The sequence below is a fragment of the Bradyrhizobium sp. genome, from assembly GCF_028868675.1.
Taxonomy (GTDB): Bacteria; Pseudomonadota; Alphaproteobacteria; order Rhizobiales; family Xanthobacteraceae; genus Bradyrhizobium.
The window spans coordinates 36,492-50,759 of record NZ_JAGWUA010000008.1; the positions used below are offsets into that span (position 1 = coordinate 36,492).

Genomic DNA, 14,268 nt, shown 5'->3' on the forward strand with positions numbered 1-14,268 from the left:
GAAACCCGCTGCCATCGCCGCCATTCTTTGATCAGCAACCTTCGGGCTGCCTTGACCAACGTCAAGGAACGGTGAAAAAACGCATTCTAGTACTTAATTACATATTGGAGCGGGGAAGGCTTCGATGAGGAGGCAATCGCCATGACGGCTTCGCCGAGCATCTCGATCGCGATCATTGGCAGCGGCGGCTCCGGCGCCCTGACGACGGTGAATTTTCTGCTCGAAGTGGCGAGCTCGGCGGGTTGGCACGGATTGTTCACGCGCACGCTCGGCCCTCAGATTCGCGGCGGCGAAGCGGCGGGGCTGCTCCGCCTAGCCGTGCATCCCGTCGATTGCCCGCCCGACCAGTTCGATCTCATCATCGGCATCGATTGGCTGAACGCGCACCGCTTCGGAGCGGAGATCAAGGCCGGTCCCAAGACCCTCGTGATCAGCGATCCGCGCGGCGGCGAACCGCCGCCGATGGTGACCCAGTCCGGAGCGCACGTCGTCGAGATCCCGATGAAGGAGATGGCCAAGTCGATTTCGGGCGGCCGGCCCAACATGATCGCGCTCGGCATCGCCAGCCGGCTGCTCGGCTTCACCGTCGAGCAGATGCTGGCACCGATTGCCAAGCAGCTCAGCGGCAAGGGAGCGGCCGCCATCGAGGCGAGCCGCGCCGGAATCAAGGCCGGCTTCGCGGCGGCGGCAGGGATCAAGCTCGACGTGAAGCTCGCCGCGCCGAGCCCGAGCGACGCCCGACGATGGCTGTTGTCGGGCAACGAGGCGACGGCGCTCGGCGCCATTCGCGGCGGCGTGCGTTTTGCGGCCGCCTACCCGATTACACCGGCAACCGAAATCCTCGAATGGCTTTCGCCGAGCCTCGCCAAAGTGGGCGGCATCCTGCTGCAGGCCGAGGACGAGCTGGCCGCCATCAACATGATCATCGGCTCATCCTACGGCGGCACGCCGGCGCTGACGGCGACGTCCGGACCGGGACTCTCGCTGATGATCGAGGCCATCGGGCTCGCCACGGCATCCGAAATCCCGATCGTGGTCGTCGACGTGATGCGCGGCGGGCCCTCGACGGGCATTCCGACGAAATCCGAGCAGACCGACCTCAACATCGCGATCTACGGCCTGCACGGCGATGCGCCGCACCTCGTGCTGGCGCCCCAATCGGTTGCCGACTGCCTCTTTACGACACAATGGGCGACATATCTCGCCGAAGCGCTGCAGACGCCGGCGATCGTCCTGTCGGACCAGTTCATGGGACAGGCACGGGCCGCCATCGAGCGCCCGGCCGACGTCGCCTTCATCGGCGCCCGCGCCGTCGCAACCGACATGAGCAGCGCCTACAAGCGCTATGCGCTGGCGCCCGGCGGCGTCTCGGCCATGGCGATCCCGGGCACGCCGGGCGGGCAATACACTGCCGATGGATTGACCCACTCCGAGTTCGGCATCCCGACCAGCAGCGCCGCCGACCATCTGGCGCAGCTCGACAAGCGGCGCGACAAGCTCGAGCGCTTCAACTACGGCGACCACTGGGCGAGCATCGAGGGAAGCGGTGAGCTCGCGCTCATCACCTGGGGGTCGCTGACCGGCGCCGCGCGCGAGGCGGTCGGCCGCGCCGCCGCCGATGGCGTGGACGTCCGCGTGATCGCGCCTCGCCTGCTGGCGCCGGTGCAGCCGGAGCGGCTGGCGGCCGCCCTCGACGGCGTCAAGCGCATCCTGGTCGTCGAGCAGACGCATAGCGGCCAGTTCCATCGCTACCTGCGGGCGCATTACGACCTTCCGGCGCCGGTTCGTGCTTTCCACCGGCCCGGCCCGCTGCCGATCACGGCCGGCGAGATTCATCGCGCAATCATGGATTGGAGATGACGATGTCGAGCGTCACCACGCGCCTCGCCTGCAAGCCGGGCGACTACAAATCGGACCTGAAGCCGATCTGGTGTCCCGGCTGCGGCGACTATCACGTGCTCATGTCGTTCACGCGCGCCTTCGCGAAATTGGGCCTGCCGCCGGAGCAGATCACGGTGGTATCCGGCATCGGCTGCTCGTCGCGGATACCGGCCTACACGAGCTGCTACGGTTTCCACGGCGTGCACGGCCGCTCGCTCGCGCTTGCCGCCGGGCTGAAGGTGACGCGACCCGACCTCACCGTCGTGGTCGCCAGCGGCGACGGCGACGGATACTCGATCGGCGGCAACCATTTCCTGCATGCTTGCCGCAGGAACATCGACATGACCTATGTCGTGATGGACAACCGCATCTACGGCATGACCAAGGGCCAGCCCTCGCCGACCACCGAGCCCGAGTTCGACACGGCGTTGACGCCGGGCGGTACCGGCGTCGCGCCATTCCACCCGCTCGTGGTCGCCCTCGCCTCCGGCGCCAACTTCATCGCCCGCTGCTTCTCCGGACAGCCGAACGAAACCGCCGACGTGCTGGTCGAAGCCATCAAGCATCCCGGTTTCTCCTTCGTCGAGATCCTCAGCCCCTGCGTGACCTTTCGTCCCGACGAGCAGGACTGGAAGGAGCAGGTCCGCCCGGCGCCGGTCGCAGCAACGAACGACCAGGGCAAGGCGGCACGCCGGCTCATGACCGACGACGGTTTCAACCTCGGGATCCTCTACCGCGGCAACCGCGCGCCGTTTCAGCCTGCAATCGGCGTCAGCAGCATCGATCTGTCGGAGCTTGAGAAGGACTTCGAGCTATGAGCAAGCCGCCCACCGCGCCGAAAGTGTCGAGCCTGAACGACCTGCTCGCCGCCGCCTGGCTGATCGAGAGCGATGCGGTCGACCGCTACAATTTGCTGGCCGACCAGATGGAGACCCACAACAACCCGGAACTGGTGAAGGTGTTCCGCGATCTCGCCCGCGCCGAGGGCATCCACGGCGAGGAGATCCGTCGTCTCGCCGGCGATTTCGACGTGGTCGGCTATGCTCGCCAGACCGCGCGAATCGAAAACATCGGGCTTCCGGCCGAGGTCGAGATCGACTCGGCCCACTACTTGATGACGCCGTGGCACGCCCTGCAGATGTCGCTCGCCGGCGAGAAGCGCGCGCTGGCCTATTTCACGCACATCGCGGAGACCGCGACGGATCCGAAGGTCAAGGCCATGGCGATGGAGCTCATGGAGGAAGAGGTCGAGCACGTCAACCTCGTCAACCGCCTCCTGCACCGCTATCCGCAGCCCGACGATTCCTGGGCCGACGATCCGGATCCGCCCGCGTCCCCGGAATGAAGGACGCCACGCGCCCGACTGCTTCGACCACGATCATGCCAACGATGTAGTGCCGCCCGGCCGGGCGGACCGGCGCGCTCAGCTGCGCGCCTTCCGTTCGTCCTTCACCCGTACCGCCTTGCCCTGCGAGCGCGGCACCTCGCCCTGCCGCTTCACGTCGATGTCGCAGGTCACGCCGATCAACGACTTGATGTGATGGCGAACCTCGGTGCCCTTGCGGGCGCGCGACTGCTCGTCATCCGGCGCCCCCGGCGCCAGCTCCACCTCCACCGTCATGGCATCGAGCGCGCCGGCCCGCGTCAGCACGATCTGGTAGTGCGGCGAAAGCCCGGGAAAGCCGACGAGCACGGCCTCGACCTGCGACGGGTAGACGTTGACCCCGCGGATGATGAGCATGTCGTCGTCGCGCCCGGTCACCCGCATGATGCGCAGGTGGGTCCGGCCGCAACGACACGGCGTATCGTCCAGCCGCGTGATGTCGCGCGTGCGGTAGCGGATCATCGGCAACGCTTCCTTGGTCAGCGTCGTGATGACGAGCTCGCCCGCTTCGCCGAACCGCTTGGGCGCCAGCGTCTCGGGATCGATGATCTCGAACAGGAAATGGTCTTCCCAGCCGTGCAGGCCCGACTGCGCGACGTGGCATTCGCAGGCGACGCCCGGCCCCATGATCTCCGATAGGCCGTAGATGTCGACGGCCTTGATGCCGAGCCGCGCCTCGAGGTCCTGGCGCAGCGCCTCGCTCCACGGCTCCGCACCGAACACGCCGTACCGCAGCGGCGACCGTCGCAAATCGACACCCGCCGATTCCGCGACCTCGGCGATATTGAGCGCGTAGGACGGCGTCGCACACAGGACGTTGGCGCCGAAATCGTTGAGCAGCGAGACCTGCCGCTCGGTGCCGCCGCCCGACATCGGAACCACCGTACAGCCCAGCCGCTCCGCGCCGTAATGCGCGCCGAGTCCGCCGGTGAACAGGCCGTAGCCGTAAGCGTTGTGGACGACGTCGCCGGGCACGGCGCCGGCGCAGCCGAGCGACCGCGCCATCAGATTCGCCCAGCGATCGAGGTCGCCGCTGGTGTAGCCAACCACGGTCGGCCGTCCCGTCGTCCCGGACGAGGCATGCAGCCGGGTCAGTTGCTGGCGCGGCAGGGCAAACATGCCGAACGGATAGTTGTCGCGCAGGTCGGTCTTCAGCGTGAAGGGAAAGCGCACGATGTCGGCGAGGGACGACAGGCTCTCCGGCTTGACGCCGGCGGCGGCGAAGGCACGCTGATAGTGGGGAACATTGGCATAGGCGTGTTCCAGCGTGTTCTTCAGCCGCTGGAACTGCAGCCCGGCCAGCGCTTCGCGCGGCATCCTCTCGGCCGCGGGGTCGAACATGAAGACCTCGGCGTTGCGCAATGCGCTCTGTCTGTTCATGGCGTGATCTCCCGTTTGCTTCGTTCTGTCATGGCAGGGTCCAGCCCGGCTTCACTGCGGGGCCGGCCTGGCCGGCGCCGCGCATGGGCGTGTTCGGCAAGGCAAATCCCTGATTGTAGCCGGCGCGCGTGATCAGCAGGAATTTGAAGCCAAGTCCGGCAGCTGCAGCCGCGATGCCGGCGACGGCGAACGCCGGCGCAGTCATGCTCCGGATCAGCAGGCCCACGACGACGCCGGCGGCAGGTACGATGGAGCCGCCGATCAAGAGCCACGGCCGGTACTCGTCGAGCACGATGAGCGCCTTGGTCGGCGCGCCCGAGCGCGCAAGCGCGCGGCGATAGGCGACCCAGGCGAGCGCGCGGGCGGCGGCGAGCAGCACGGCTGCGACCGCAGCACCGACCATCAATGGCGCGAGCGCCGACGACAGCACGCAGGCGACGAGAAACACGCCGGCCCCCTCGGTCAAACCCGTGGCGACGATGAGCGGCACGATACCGGGCTCGCGCCAGACCGGAATACCCTTGGCCTCGCGCAAGATCATCCCCTGGCAGAGCAGGAAGACGAGCGCGAGCGCGGCTGCGGCGAGCCACAGCGCCGGCATGCCGGTCCAGACCGCGGCGAGCGCCACCGGAAAGAAGACGAGCGCAACCCACGCCTCGCGCGACATCCACGACCATCGCGGCTGCCGCAGCACCGAGATCGCCCGCAGCGGGCGGCCGATCTTCATCATGACCAGCAGAAGGCCGAGACCGACCAGAGCCATCGCGAGCAGCCCGAGCAGCACTTGCGGGCCGACGGTCACCGCCGCCACGGCAGCGGCTGCGAACAGGCCCGGCCCAACCCCGCCGGTGAGGAAATTACCGGCCGCCTTCCAGTCCCAGTGCTTCTGGTGCCATGGCTCCACGCCGCGGGTGCGCAGACGCGACGGCGTCGTCGGAGCGGGCGGCGCCTCGCGCAATCCATCGTCGGGCAACGCGCTGCCATGTTCGTAGAGATAGTAGAAGCCCGGACCGGTCCCGATCTCCTCGTGCATGCGAAAATGCTTGTGACGTTCCAACAACTTCGAGACGTTGCTGGAGGGATCGTCGAGATCGCCGAAATGCAGCGCGGTGGCGATGCAGGCATTGGCGCAGGCCGGCGTCGCGCGGGGATCGACCCCGGGGGTGAGACCATGCTCCAGGCCGAAATCGATGCGGTCGGAGCAGAAGGTGCACTTCTGCGCGACGCCGAGCCGCGCCGGATCCTCCCGCACGGCCTCGTGCTTCATCTTCCGGTCCGCGCCATAGGCGAAATCGGCTTCGCTGACCTTGAAGCGCGCCTGGTAGGGACAGGCGACATCGCAATAGGCGCAGCCGATGCAAATGTCGTAGTCGATCGTCACGATGCCATCCGCGCGCTTGCGCGTCGCGGTCGAGGGGCAGACCCGCATGCAGGGCGGGTCCTCGCAATGCTGGCAGCCGACCGGCACGTAGGTGCGCGACACCGCTGGGTAGGAGCCTGCCTCGATATCCAGCACCTTGCGCCACTGAACGGCCGGCGACGTCGCGTTGGTGTGCTTGCACGCCGCCGTGCAGGTCTGACAGCCGACGCAACGCTCGAGGTCGGCGATCATCGCCCAGCGGGTCATGCCGCACCCCGGAGCTTCGTCACCTTGACCTTGACGAGATCGGCCGCCGAGCCCGTGGCATCGGTGAGATCGAGCAGCATCGGCACCAGCGGATTCATGCTCGGCGCGTCGAAATCCTTGGCGAAGGGCGTCGCCCAGTGTTCGAACTGCCCGATGATCAGCAGCGTGTCGGGACGGATCCCCTCGCGCAGGACGACGCGGCCCTCGGTGGCGTTGAGGGGCGAGCGCACCTCGATGCGGTCGCCGTCCGCGATGCTCAATCGCGCGGCCGCGGCCTCGTTCATGACCACGGCGCCGTGGCCGATGACGTTGTCGGCAACCTCCTTGATCAGCTGCAGGCCGACATTGTTGCCCCACGAATACTGCATGCTGCGGGAGGTCACGAGCCAGAACGGATAGTCCGACATGTCGACCTTGAAGTGCCTGGCGAGCGCGTCCTCCCACAACTTGCCGAGATCGCGCCAGTGCGGCATCGCCTCGTATTCCTCGAGCTGGCGGTCCCACCAGGTGATGCCCTGCTCGTGCAGTCGGCGCCCGAGCTCCTTGCCGACGCGGAACAGGCGCTCCTGATAGGGCTGCTCGAAGCGAAGGCCCTGCTCGACGAGACGCGGATAGAGATACCACATCAGGCGTGGAAACTCCGTGACGCGAAAGCCGTGCTCACGGAACCAGGCAAGGCCGTCGCTCGCCTGGCCGTCGGTGATCTCCGCGCTAGCAGCCCGGCAGGTCGCGTCCCATATCTCCTCGACGCCGTGGGGAACGGCAAGGTCGAGCGAGAAATCGTAGTTCTTGCCCGACAGCTTGACGCCGTGACCGCCGCGGTTGATCGCGCCGTTGTAGGCTTCAAGGATGCCCGAACGGCGCGCCAGCTCGGTCGCGATCCAGGTGAAGTCGCGCGCCTCGCCTTGCGGCTTCACCGCAGGGTCGCGCAGCGCAAAGCCCTGATAGTCCCAGAACTGCTCGATATATTTGGTGCCGCCGATGCGCAGCAGTTGCAGGCCCTCGAGGTCGGTGCAATCGGGCAGCAGCACGTCGGCCATGTGATTGGTCTCGTCGCGCGTCAGCGTGAAGCAGACCGTGAACGGAAAGTTCGCCACCGTCTCGCCGATCCGCTTGGTGTCCCAGAACGAGATCACGGGATTGGTGCGGTAGACGAACCAGACGTCGGGTGCCGATGCGTGCGGGAAATGCTCAAAATCCTCGCTTTGCTGCATCCAGGCGAGATGGGTCGGCCCCAGCGCCTGGCTCCAGGCGGAGTTCGCGACCAGCGGCACGAGCGTGCGATGGCCCGAGCGCGACGGCGGCCGGGAGACCCAGCCTTCCTTGCTGGTCGGGTTCATGGGATAATCCATGAAACCGTCCGGCCCCGGCTTGACGCTCGACCAGCGATTGTCAGCCGGGCGGTTGAGCCGCACCGTGCTGCCGAGCGTACCGCCCGGCACTTCGAGAGCGCCGAGCAGGCATGGGATCAGGGTGCGCGCCCAGCAACATTCGTAACCGCCCCAGCCATTGTTCACGGTCTTGCCGAAGGAAATCGAGACGGGGCGAAACGGCAGGGTGACGCCCTCGATCTCGATGGTCTCCCCGACATGGGCGTGGTCGAGGAACTCGTTCGTGATCCGGCGGATGGTGGCGGCCGGCACGTCGCAGATCCAGCTCGCCCATTCGGGCGAATACGCCTTCACGTGGTCGACGAGATGGGCGAACGCCGGGCGCACCTCGACGCCGCGATGGTCGATGACCTCGTCGTCGGGCCCGATCTCGACGCCGTCGACCTTGAACGTGCCCTCGAGCGCGGGATCGGTGTCCTTGGCGTCGAATGCCACCGCGGCGCCGCTCCGGAGGTCGAACATCAGCGGCTTGCGCGTCTCGGCATTACGCAGGAAATACCCGTTCGGCCCGATCAGATACGGCGACGAGGTCATGTTCCTGATGAATGGCAAATCCAGCCGCTCGCGCGGATGCTCGTGCAGCAGCACGTGGATCATGGCGAACAGGAAGGCGACGTCGGTCTTGGGCTTGATCGGAATCCATTCGGCCGACGCCCCGCCGGTCACCGACAGATGCGGTTCGACCTGCACGCGCTTCATGCCGCGGTTGCGCGCATCGGCATGACGCTTGACACCGCACACCCCACCGGATGCCTCGACATTGGCGCCGAACGAAAGCACGTATTCGCAGAGCGGCGTATCCGGCGCGACCGTGAAGGCGCGGTGCCACAATTCGCCGTAGAGATGCTCCGAATGCGTGCACTTGACGCCCTGGCCGGAGCCGAAGCTCATGTCGACCGGGCCCCACGCGCCGAGGAACGCCGGCAGCGTTCCCATATAGGCGGTCGGCGTGCCGCCGCCGCCGAAACTCGCCGCCACACGGGGATAACCGGCCTCGTCGATCAGGCCGGCCGCGCGCGCAACCTTGAGCTTGTCCGCCACCAGGTCGAGCGCCTCGTCCCACGAGATCGGCACGAAGCCGGGATCCTCGTCCCGCCCCTTCCTGGGGTTCGTGCGCTTCATCGGGGTCAGCACGCGATTGGGCGTATAGGCCTTCTGCACCAGACCGAAGGCCTTGACGCAGACCTTGCCGCCGGCCGGGTGAATGGCCGCCGCGTCGAAGTTCGGAGTGATCTCGGTCGCGACATCGTTCTCGATGCGCACCTTCAGCAGATCGGGGCCGGCCACGCACTGGTAACAATAGGTCGAGACGGTTCTCTCCTCATGCGCCGCCTTGCCTGGTGCAGCCTTGGCCGGCATGACGTCTATCCCGCCCTCGCCGTCCGCTTGGCGGCTTTCGCCTTCAGCCGCTCGATCGTCTTGCCCACGTCGACCATGAACCGGCCGTGCGTGCCGCTGCAGATCGGTTCGACCTCGTCCTTCGCCGAAACGTCGAACGAAACCTTGCGCCCGTCGACGGCGCTCACGGTGACCTTGATCTCGACCGACATGCCGAGCAGCGTCGGCGCGACATGCTTGATGGCGATATCGGTGCCGACCGAATCCTCTCCGGCGTCGCCATATTCGAGCAGGAGGTCGCGGCAGGTCTGCTCGATATCGCGCACCAGGTAAGGCGTGCCGTAAACGCGGCCGTCTTCGCCCATGAAGCCGATGCTGCGGTCACGGTCCACCGTGATCTGGCTCGTTCGCGAAACGCCGGGACGGAGGTCCGCCTTCATAGCCACTCTCCTTTGGACTGATGCATGAGATGTTGCGATTAGATTGACTTTGCGCTTCCAATTACTTGACCGATGTCAACGGCCCCGCGCATTTGCTCAGATTCCCAGATATGCTTCGCGAACCCGCCGGTCGTTCTGGATGTCGGTCGCGTTGCCATCCAGCGCCACCCTGCCGGTCTCCAGCACATAGGCGCGGTCCGCAATGGCGAGAGCCGCGCCCGCGTTCTGCTCGACGAGCAGAATGGTCAGGCCTTCGTCCTTGAGCGATCGGATCACCGCGAGCACGTGATCGACCAGATTGGGCGCAAGCCCCATCGACGGTTCGTCCAGCAGCAGCAACCGCGGGCTCGCCATCAGCGCCCGGCCGATCGCCAGCATCTGCTGCTGTCCGCCCGAGAGCGTTCCGGCGGGCGCTTCCCAGATCGCATCGAGCATCGGGAACAGCCTGCAGACGCGCGCGAGAGACTGCCCGAGATCGCCGCCGCGGCGCGACCACGCGCCGAGCCTCAGATTGTCCTTCACCGACAGGGAATCGAACACCTGGCGCCCTTCCGGCACCTGTGAAATGCCCGCCCCCACCCGCGCATGCGCGGACCATTGCTCGATCGGCTGGGTCTCGAACCGCACCGAGCCGGCGGTGATCGGCTGCACGCCGGAAATGGCATGCATCAGCGTGGTCTTGCCGGCGCCGTTGGCGCCGATCAGCGTCACGATCTCGCCGGCGTCGACGTGCAGCGTGACGCCGTGGAGAACCTCGATGCGGCCGTAGGCGCTCCTGAGGTTTTCAACCGAAAGCACGAGCCGCCTCCTTGGATCCGTGATCCCCCAGATAGGCTTCGATGACCGCCGGATTGGCACGCACCTGTTCGGGCGTGCCTTCGGCAAGCGTGCGGCCTCGCGCCAGAACGAGAACGCGGTCGGAGATGTTCATCACCAGACGCATGTCGTGCTCGACCAGCATGACCGTGATGCCGTCCTTCACCAGCGAGCGGATGACGCGATCGACCTCCTGGGTTTCCACCGGATTGCAGCCGGCGGCGGGTTCGTCGAGCAGCAGCAGCTTCGGGTCGCTGGCAAGGGCGCGCGCGATTTCGAGACGCTTGAGCGCGCCATAGGCGAGTGCGCCGGACGCGCGCCGCGCGTCGTCGGCAAGGCCGACGCGAGCAAGCGCTGCGAGCGCCACTTCGCGCGTCGCGGCATTCTGGCGCCGCACCGAAGGCCAGTGCAGCAGGTCGGCCAGGATGCCGGTGTCTTCATGGCGATGGTGACCGACCATCACGTTTTCCAGCACCGACATCCGCGAGAATATCTGCAGGTTCTGGAAGGTCCGCGACAGGCCTCGTCGCGCCAGCCGGTCCGGCTCGAGCCCCGTCACGGTTTCGCCGGCGAAGCGGACGCATCCGTGGCTCGGCGTATAGATGCCCGAAATCAGGTTGAACAGCGTGGTCTTGCCGGAGCCGTTCGGCCCGATGATCGAAAACACCTGCCCCGCGGCGATCGAGAGGCTGACCTCATCGATGGCCCGCACGCCACCGAAGCTCACGGAGAGCTGCTCGGCCTCCAGGATCATCACTTGCGCCGCCCCGCAAGCGCGCCGGCGATCGACGGCACGATGCCCTGGCGCAGGAAGATCATGAAGACCATGACGACGAGTCCGAGCAGCGCTTGCTCATAGTCGTGGAAGACGGTCAGCGCCTGCGGCAGCACCACCAGCACGCATGCGCCTACGAGGGATCCGACGATCGATCCCATGCCGCCGAGCACGACCATGGCGACGAGCTCGATCGACCGCAGGAATCCCGCCGCGTCCGGCGTGATGTAGCCGTTGAACAGCGCCAGGAACGATCCGGCCACCGAGGCGTACATGGCGGAGATGACGAAGATCGCGAGCTTCTTGCGCGCCACGTCGATGCCGAGCACGCGCGCGGCGATCTCGCTGTCGTGGATGGCCTGCAGCGCGCGGCCGGTCGGGCTGTCCATCAGGTTGAGCGCCAGCACGAATCCGCAGACGAAGGTCACGCCGGCGACCCAGTACCAGGCGGTCGCGCCGCGCACGCTCCAACCGAACAGCTCGAGCTTTGGAACGCTCATGCCGTCCGGCCCGCCGGTCCATCGCGCCTCGTTGGTCAGCACGATCGCGAGCAGCAAGCCCAGGCCGAGGGTCGCGACGGCGAGATAGTGCCCCTTCAATCTGAGGATCGGCCGGCCGACCAGAAACGCGATTCCCCCCGACAGCAGCGCACCGGCGAGCAGGCTGAGCCACGACGGCAGTCCGAGATGCACCGGACCGATCGCGACCGAATAGGCTCCGATACCGAGAAATCCGGCGTGACCGAGGCTGACCTGACCGGCGAAGCCCATCAGCAGGTTGAGGCCGACGACCGCGAGCGAGAAGATCAAGACGAGCACGCCGATGCGGTAGTAGTACCCCGACGGGAAGAACAGCGGCAGGATCGCGACCAATGCCGCAATCGCAATCGCCGGCATCAAACGGGTTTGGAGCAGCGCGCGCAATCTACACCCGCTCGACTTTGGCCCGGCCAAACAGGCCCTGCGGGATCGCAACCAGCACCACGAGGATGATCAGGAAGGCGACCGCATCCTTGTAGTTCGAGGAGACGTAGCCCGCCGCAAAGGCCTCCATCATCCCGATCAGGAGACCGCCGACCACGGCTCCCGCCGCGCTGCCGATCCCGCCGAGCATGGCGGCGGCAAATCCCTTCAGCGCGAGCAGCGTCCCGGCGTCATAGCTCGTCAATGCGATGGGGGTGATGAGAATGCCGGCAATTGCGCCGATCGCCGCCGATACCGCGAACGAGAAATCGACGATCCGCCGCGTATCGATGCCGATGAGCCGCGCGGCGAGGCGATTGGCGGCGGTTGCGACCACCGCCTTGCCGAGCAGGGTCCGCTCGATCAGCAGCCACAGCAACAGCACGATGACCGTCGCGCCCGCCAGCACGACGAGGCTTTGCGGCAGGATCGCCGCGCCGGCGAACTGGATGGGGTCCGCGCCCAACAGCGGCGGCAGGCTGTGGAAACGCCGGTCGAACACGATCTGCGCCACGCCGCGCAGGAAGATCGAGGCGCCGATCGTGATCATGATCAGGGCAACCGGGCTCGCGCCGCGCGCGGGCTCGATGGCGAAGCGATGCAGCGCCATCCCGATCGCCGTGGTCGCGACCACGGCGATCAGCGCAGCCAGCGGCAGTGGAACGCCGGCAAGAGCTGCGAACACGGTCGTCATCCCGCCCAGCATGACGAATTCACCCTGGGCAAAGTTGATGATGTCCGACGCCTTGTAGATCAGCGTGAAGCCGAGGGCGACCAGCGCGTAGATCGCGCCAACGGTCAACCCCGACGACATGAATTGCAGCAGTTCGGCCATCGCGTCCGGGCCTCTCGCGACTTGGGTTCAATCCCGACAAAGAGCGGCGGGCAGGCGCAGCCCCGCCCGCCTGCCCGCCGTCCGGGTCACGACCCCGAGACCAGCATCCAGTCGCCGTCCTTGATCTCCAGGACGCGGAATGCCGACAGGTCGAGCCCCATGTGGTCGGTCGCCGACATGTTCACGATGCCGCCGGTTCCGACGTAGCCCTTGGTGCGCTCGATCTCGTCGCGAACTTTTGCAGGGTCCGCGCTCTTCGCGCGCTGCATCGCTTCGACCAGGATCATGAAGCCGTCATAGGCATGACCGCCGAAGGTCGACACCGGCTGGCCGGTCTTGGTCTGGTAGGTGCGCGAATAGTTCACGACGACGGATTTCTGGGGATCGCTGCCCGCGAGCTTGTCCGCGACCAGAAGGGCCGCCGCCGGCAGCCGCACGCCCTCGGCCGCAGCACCTGCGAGTTCGATGAACTGCTTGGAGGCGACGCCATGGCTCTGGTACAGCGGCAGCGCGATTCCGAGCTGGCGATAGTTGCGCGTCACGATCGCCGGACCCTGGCCGAAGCCCGGATTGACCACCGCCTGCACGCCCGCCTTGTTGCGGATGTTGGTGAGCTGCGGCGTCATGTCGCTGTCGCGCGGACCGTAGTTCTCCTCGAGAGCGATGCTGATTCCCGCCTTCGGCGCCACCGCGACACATTGATCGCGCATCGACTTGCCGAACGCGTCGGTGCCCGAGATCATCGCAATCGTGGTCAGGTTGCGGCTCTTGAGGTCCGCAAAGATCTTCTCGCAGGCCATCTTGTCGGTGTGCGGCGTCTTGAAGGTCCATTTGCGCACGGGCTCCACGATCTGGATCGCGCCGGCGAGCGAGATGAACGGAATCTTGGCATCTTCGAAGATCTGCATCATGGCGAGCGTCGTGCCGGTCGTGCTGCCGCCGACCATCGCGACCACCTTGTCCTCCTCGACCAGGCGTGTCGCAAAGGTGCGCGCATTGTCGGCGCTGCCGGCGTCGTCATAGACGACGAGCTGCAGCTTCTGGCCGTTCACGCCGCCTTTCGCGTTGATCTCGTCGACATAGATTTCCAGTGTCCGCTTCTCGGGATCGCCGAGAAAGGAGGCCGGCCCGGTGACGGACAGGACCGAGCCGATCTTGATCTGGGCGGAGGCCCGGTCGCCAATGCCGAGCAGTCCGATGCAGACAGCCGCGGTGGCCACGGCAAGGCGTTGCAATGCACTCATGGGATTTCCTCATGATTTCGTTGTTGGATGAATGCATATCAGACCGGCGCACGCCGACGCTTGACCGAATTCAAGGCGGCGGTTTTGGGCGCGAGGCAAATTGGATGATCGGCTGCTGCAGCCGCGATCGCCGGCGCGTTCGCCGCCGGCATCCGTGCGGGCGTTCTGCTTGCCTCTATCGGCGTGGCTCCGCGG

Annotated in this window: 12 protein-coding genes; 3 read left to right on the plus strand and 9 right to left on the minus strand. The window is 66.6% G+C overall.

The annotated features are described in order from the left end of the window. The first annotated feature begins 141 nt into the window (after positions 1-141). Genes KGM94_RS02335 through KGM94_RS02345 form a run of 3 tightly spaced genes read left to right on the plus strand, consistent with a single transcriptional unit; the run spans position 142 to position 3,226 of the window. Positions 142-1,860: a 2-oxoacid:acceptor oxidoreductase subunit alpha gene (locus tag KGM94_RS02335; protein ID WP_300254526.1), complete on the plus strand. Its 1,719-nt coding sequence runs from the start codon at positions 142-144 to the stop codon at positions 1,858-1,860. Between the two features lie 2 nt (positions 1,861-1,862). Continuing rightward, complete coding sequence (locus KGM94_RS02340) at positions 1,863-2,699, plus strand: 2-oxoacid:ferredoxin oxidoreductase subunit beta (RefSeq protein ID WP_300254527.1); 837 nt, start codon at positions 1,863-1,865, stop codon at positions 2,697-2,699. Then, entirely contained in the window at positions 2,696-3,226 is a 531-nt protein-coding gene (locus KGM94_RS02345; protein WP_300254530.1) for a ferritin family protein, read from the plus strand. The genes KGM94_RS02340 and KGM94_RS02345 overlap by 4 nt, the downstream gene beginning before the upstream one ends. Positions 3,227-3,304: 78 nt before the next feature. On the opposite strand, the gene KGM94_RS02350 is transcribed toward KGM94_RS02345, so the two are convergent. From KGM94_RS02350 to KGM94_RS02390, 9 genes are all read right to left on the minus strand, one after another. Continuing rightward, positions 3,305-4,645, minus strand: coding sequence for a phenylacetate--CoA ligase (locus KGM94_RS02350; protein ID WP_300254533.1), 1,341 nt, complete (start codon positions 4,643-4,645; stop codon positions 3,305-3,307). A gap of 28 nt (positions 4,646-4,673) precedes the next feature. After that, on the minus strand, positions 4,674-6,272 hold the full coding sequence (locus tag KGM94_RS02355) for a 4Fe-4S dicluster domain-containing protein (protein ID WP_300254536.1): 1,599 nt from the start codon (positions 6,270-6,272) through the stop codon (positions 4,674-4,676). Further along, on the minus strand, positions 6,269-9,022 hold the full coding sequence (locus tag KGM94_RS02360) for a molybdopterin-dependent oxidoreductase (protein WP_300254540.1): 2,754 nt from the start codon (positions 9,020-9,022) through the stop codon (positions 6,269-6,271). Before KGM94_RS02360 ends, KGM94_RS02355 begins: the two co-directional genes overlap by 4 nt. A gap of 5 nt (positions 9,023-9,027) precedes the next feature. After that, positions 9,028-9,441, minus strand: coding sequence for a LysR family transcriptional regulator (locus tag KGM94_RS02365; RefSeq protein WP_300254543.1), 414 nt, complete (start codon positions 9,439-9,441; stop codon positions 9,028-9,030). A 96-nt stretch (positions 9,442-9,537) separates the two neighbouring features. Further along, positions 9,538-10,239 (minus strand): ABC transporter ATP-binding protein, encoded by a 702-nt coding sequence (locus KGM94_RS02370; RefSeq protein WP_300254546.1) that lies wholly within the window; start codon positions 10,237-10,239, stop codon positions 9,538-9,540. Then, positions 10,226-11,014: an ABC transporter ATP-binding protein gene (locus KGM94_RS02375; RefSeq protein ID WP_300254548.1), complete on the minus strand. Its 789-nt coding sequence runs from the start codon at positions 11,012-11,014 to the stop codon at positions 10,226-10,228. The genes KGM94_RS02370 and KGM94_RS02375 overlap by 14 nt, the downstream gene beginning before the upstream one ends. Next, entirely contained in the window at positions 11,011-11,928 is a 918-nt protein-coding gene (locus KGM94_RS02380; RefSeq protein WP_300254550.1) for a branched-chain amino acid ABC transporter permease, read from the minus strand. Before KGM94_RS02380 ends, KGM94_RS02375 begins: the two co-directional genes overlap by 4 nt. 28 nt (positions 11,929-11,956) lie before the next feature. Continuing rightward, positions 11,957-12,829 carry a branched-chain amino acid ABC transporter permease gene (locus KGM94_RS02385; RefSeq protein WP_300254553.1) on the minus strand — a complete coding sequence of 291 codons (873 nt, stop codon included), beginning with the start codon at positions 12,827-12,829 and terminating at the stop codon, positions 11,957-11,959. Positions 12,830-12,915: 86 nt separating this feature from the next. After that, the gene (locus KGM94_RS02390) at positions 12,916-14,073 is read right to left on the minus strand and encodes an ABC transporter substrate-binding protein (protein ID WP_300254556.1); all 1,158 of its coding nucleotides are present in this window, start codon (positions 14,071-14,073) and stop codon (positions 12,916-12,918) included. Positions 14,074-14,268 lie beyond the last annotated feature (195 nt).

What these genes read in the sequence shown, in the direction of transcription:
- KGM94_RS02355 (WP_300254536.1), bottom strand. Translation starts at nt 6,272, where the DNA reads ATGACCCGCTGGGCGATGATCGCCGACCTCGAGCGTTGCGTCGGCTGT.
- KGM94_RS02340 (WP_300254527.1), top strand. Translation starts at nt 1,863, where the DNA reads ATGTCGAGCGTCACCACGCGCCTCGCCTGCAAGCCGGGCGACTACAAA.
- KGM94_RS02335 (WP_300254526.1), top strand. Translation starts at nt 142, where the DNA reads ATGACGGCTTCGCCGAGCATCTCGATCGCGATCATTGGCAGCGGCGGC.
- KGM94_RS02390 (WP_300254556.1), bottom strand. Translation starts at nt 14,073, where the DNA reads ATGAGTGCATTGCAACGCCTTGCCGTGGCCACCGCGGCTGTCTGCATC.
- KGM94_RS02345 (WP_300254530.1), top strand. Translation starts at nt 2,696, where the DNA reads ATGAGCAAGCCGCCCACCGCGCCGAAAGTGTCGAGCCTGAACGACCTG.
- KGM94_RS02380 (WP_300254550.1), bottom strand. Translation starts at nt 11,928, where the DNA reads ATGCCGGCGATTGCGATTGCGGCATTGGTCGCGATCCTGCCGCTGTTC.
- KGM94_RS02350 (WP_300254533.1), bottom strand. Translation starts at nt 4,645, where the DNA reads ATGAACAGACAGAGCGCATTGCGCAACGCCGAGGTCTTCATGTTCGAC.
- KGM94_RS02385 (WP_300254553.1), bottom strand. Translation starts at nt 12,829, where the DNA reads ATGGCCGAACTGCTGCAATTCATGTCGTCGGGGTTGACCGTTGGCGCG.
- KGM94_RS02365 (WP_300254543.1), bottom strand. Translation starts at nt 9,441, where the DNA reads ATGAAGGCGGACCTCCGTCCCGGCGTTTCGCGAACGAGCCAGATCACG.
- KGM94_RS02360 (WP_300254540.1), bottom strand. Translation starts at nt 9,022, where the DNA reads ATGCCGGCCAAGGCTGCACCAGGCAAGGCGGCGCATGAGGAGAGAACC.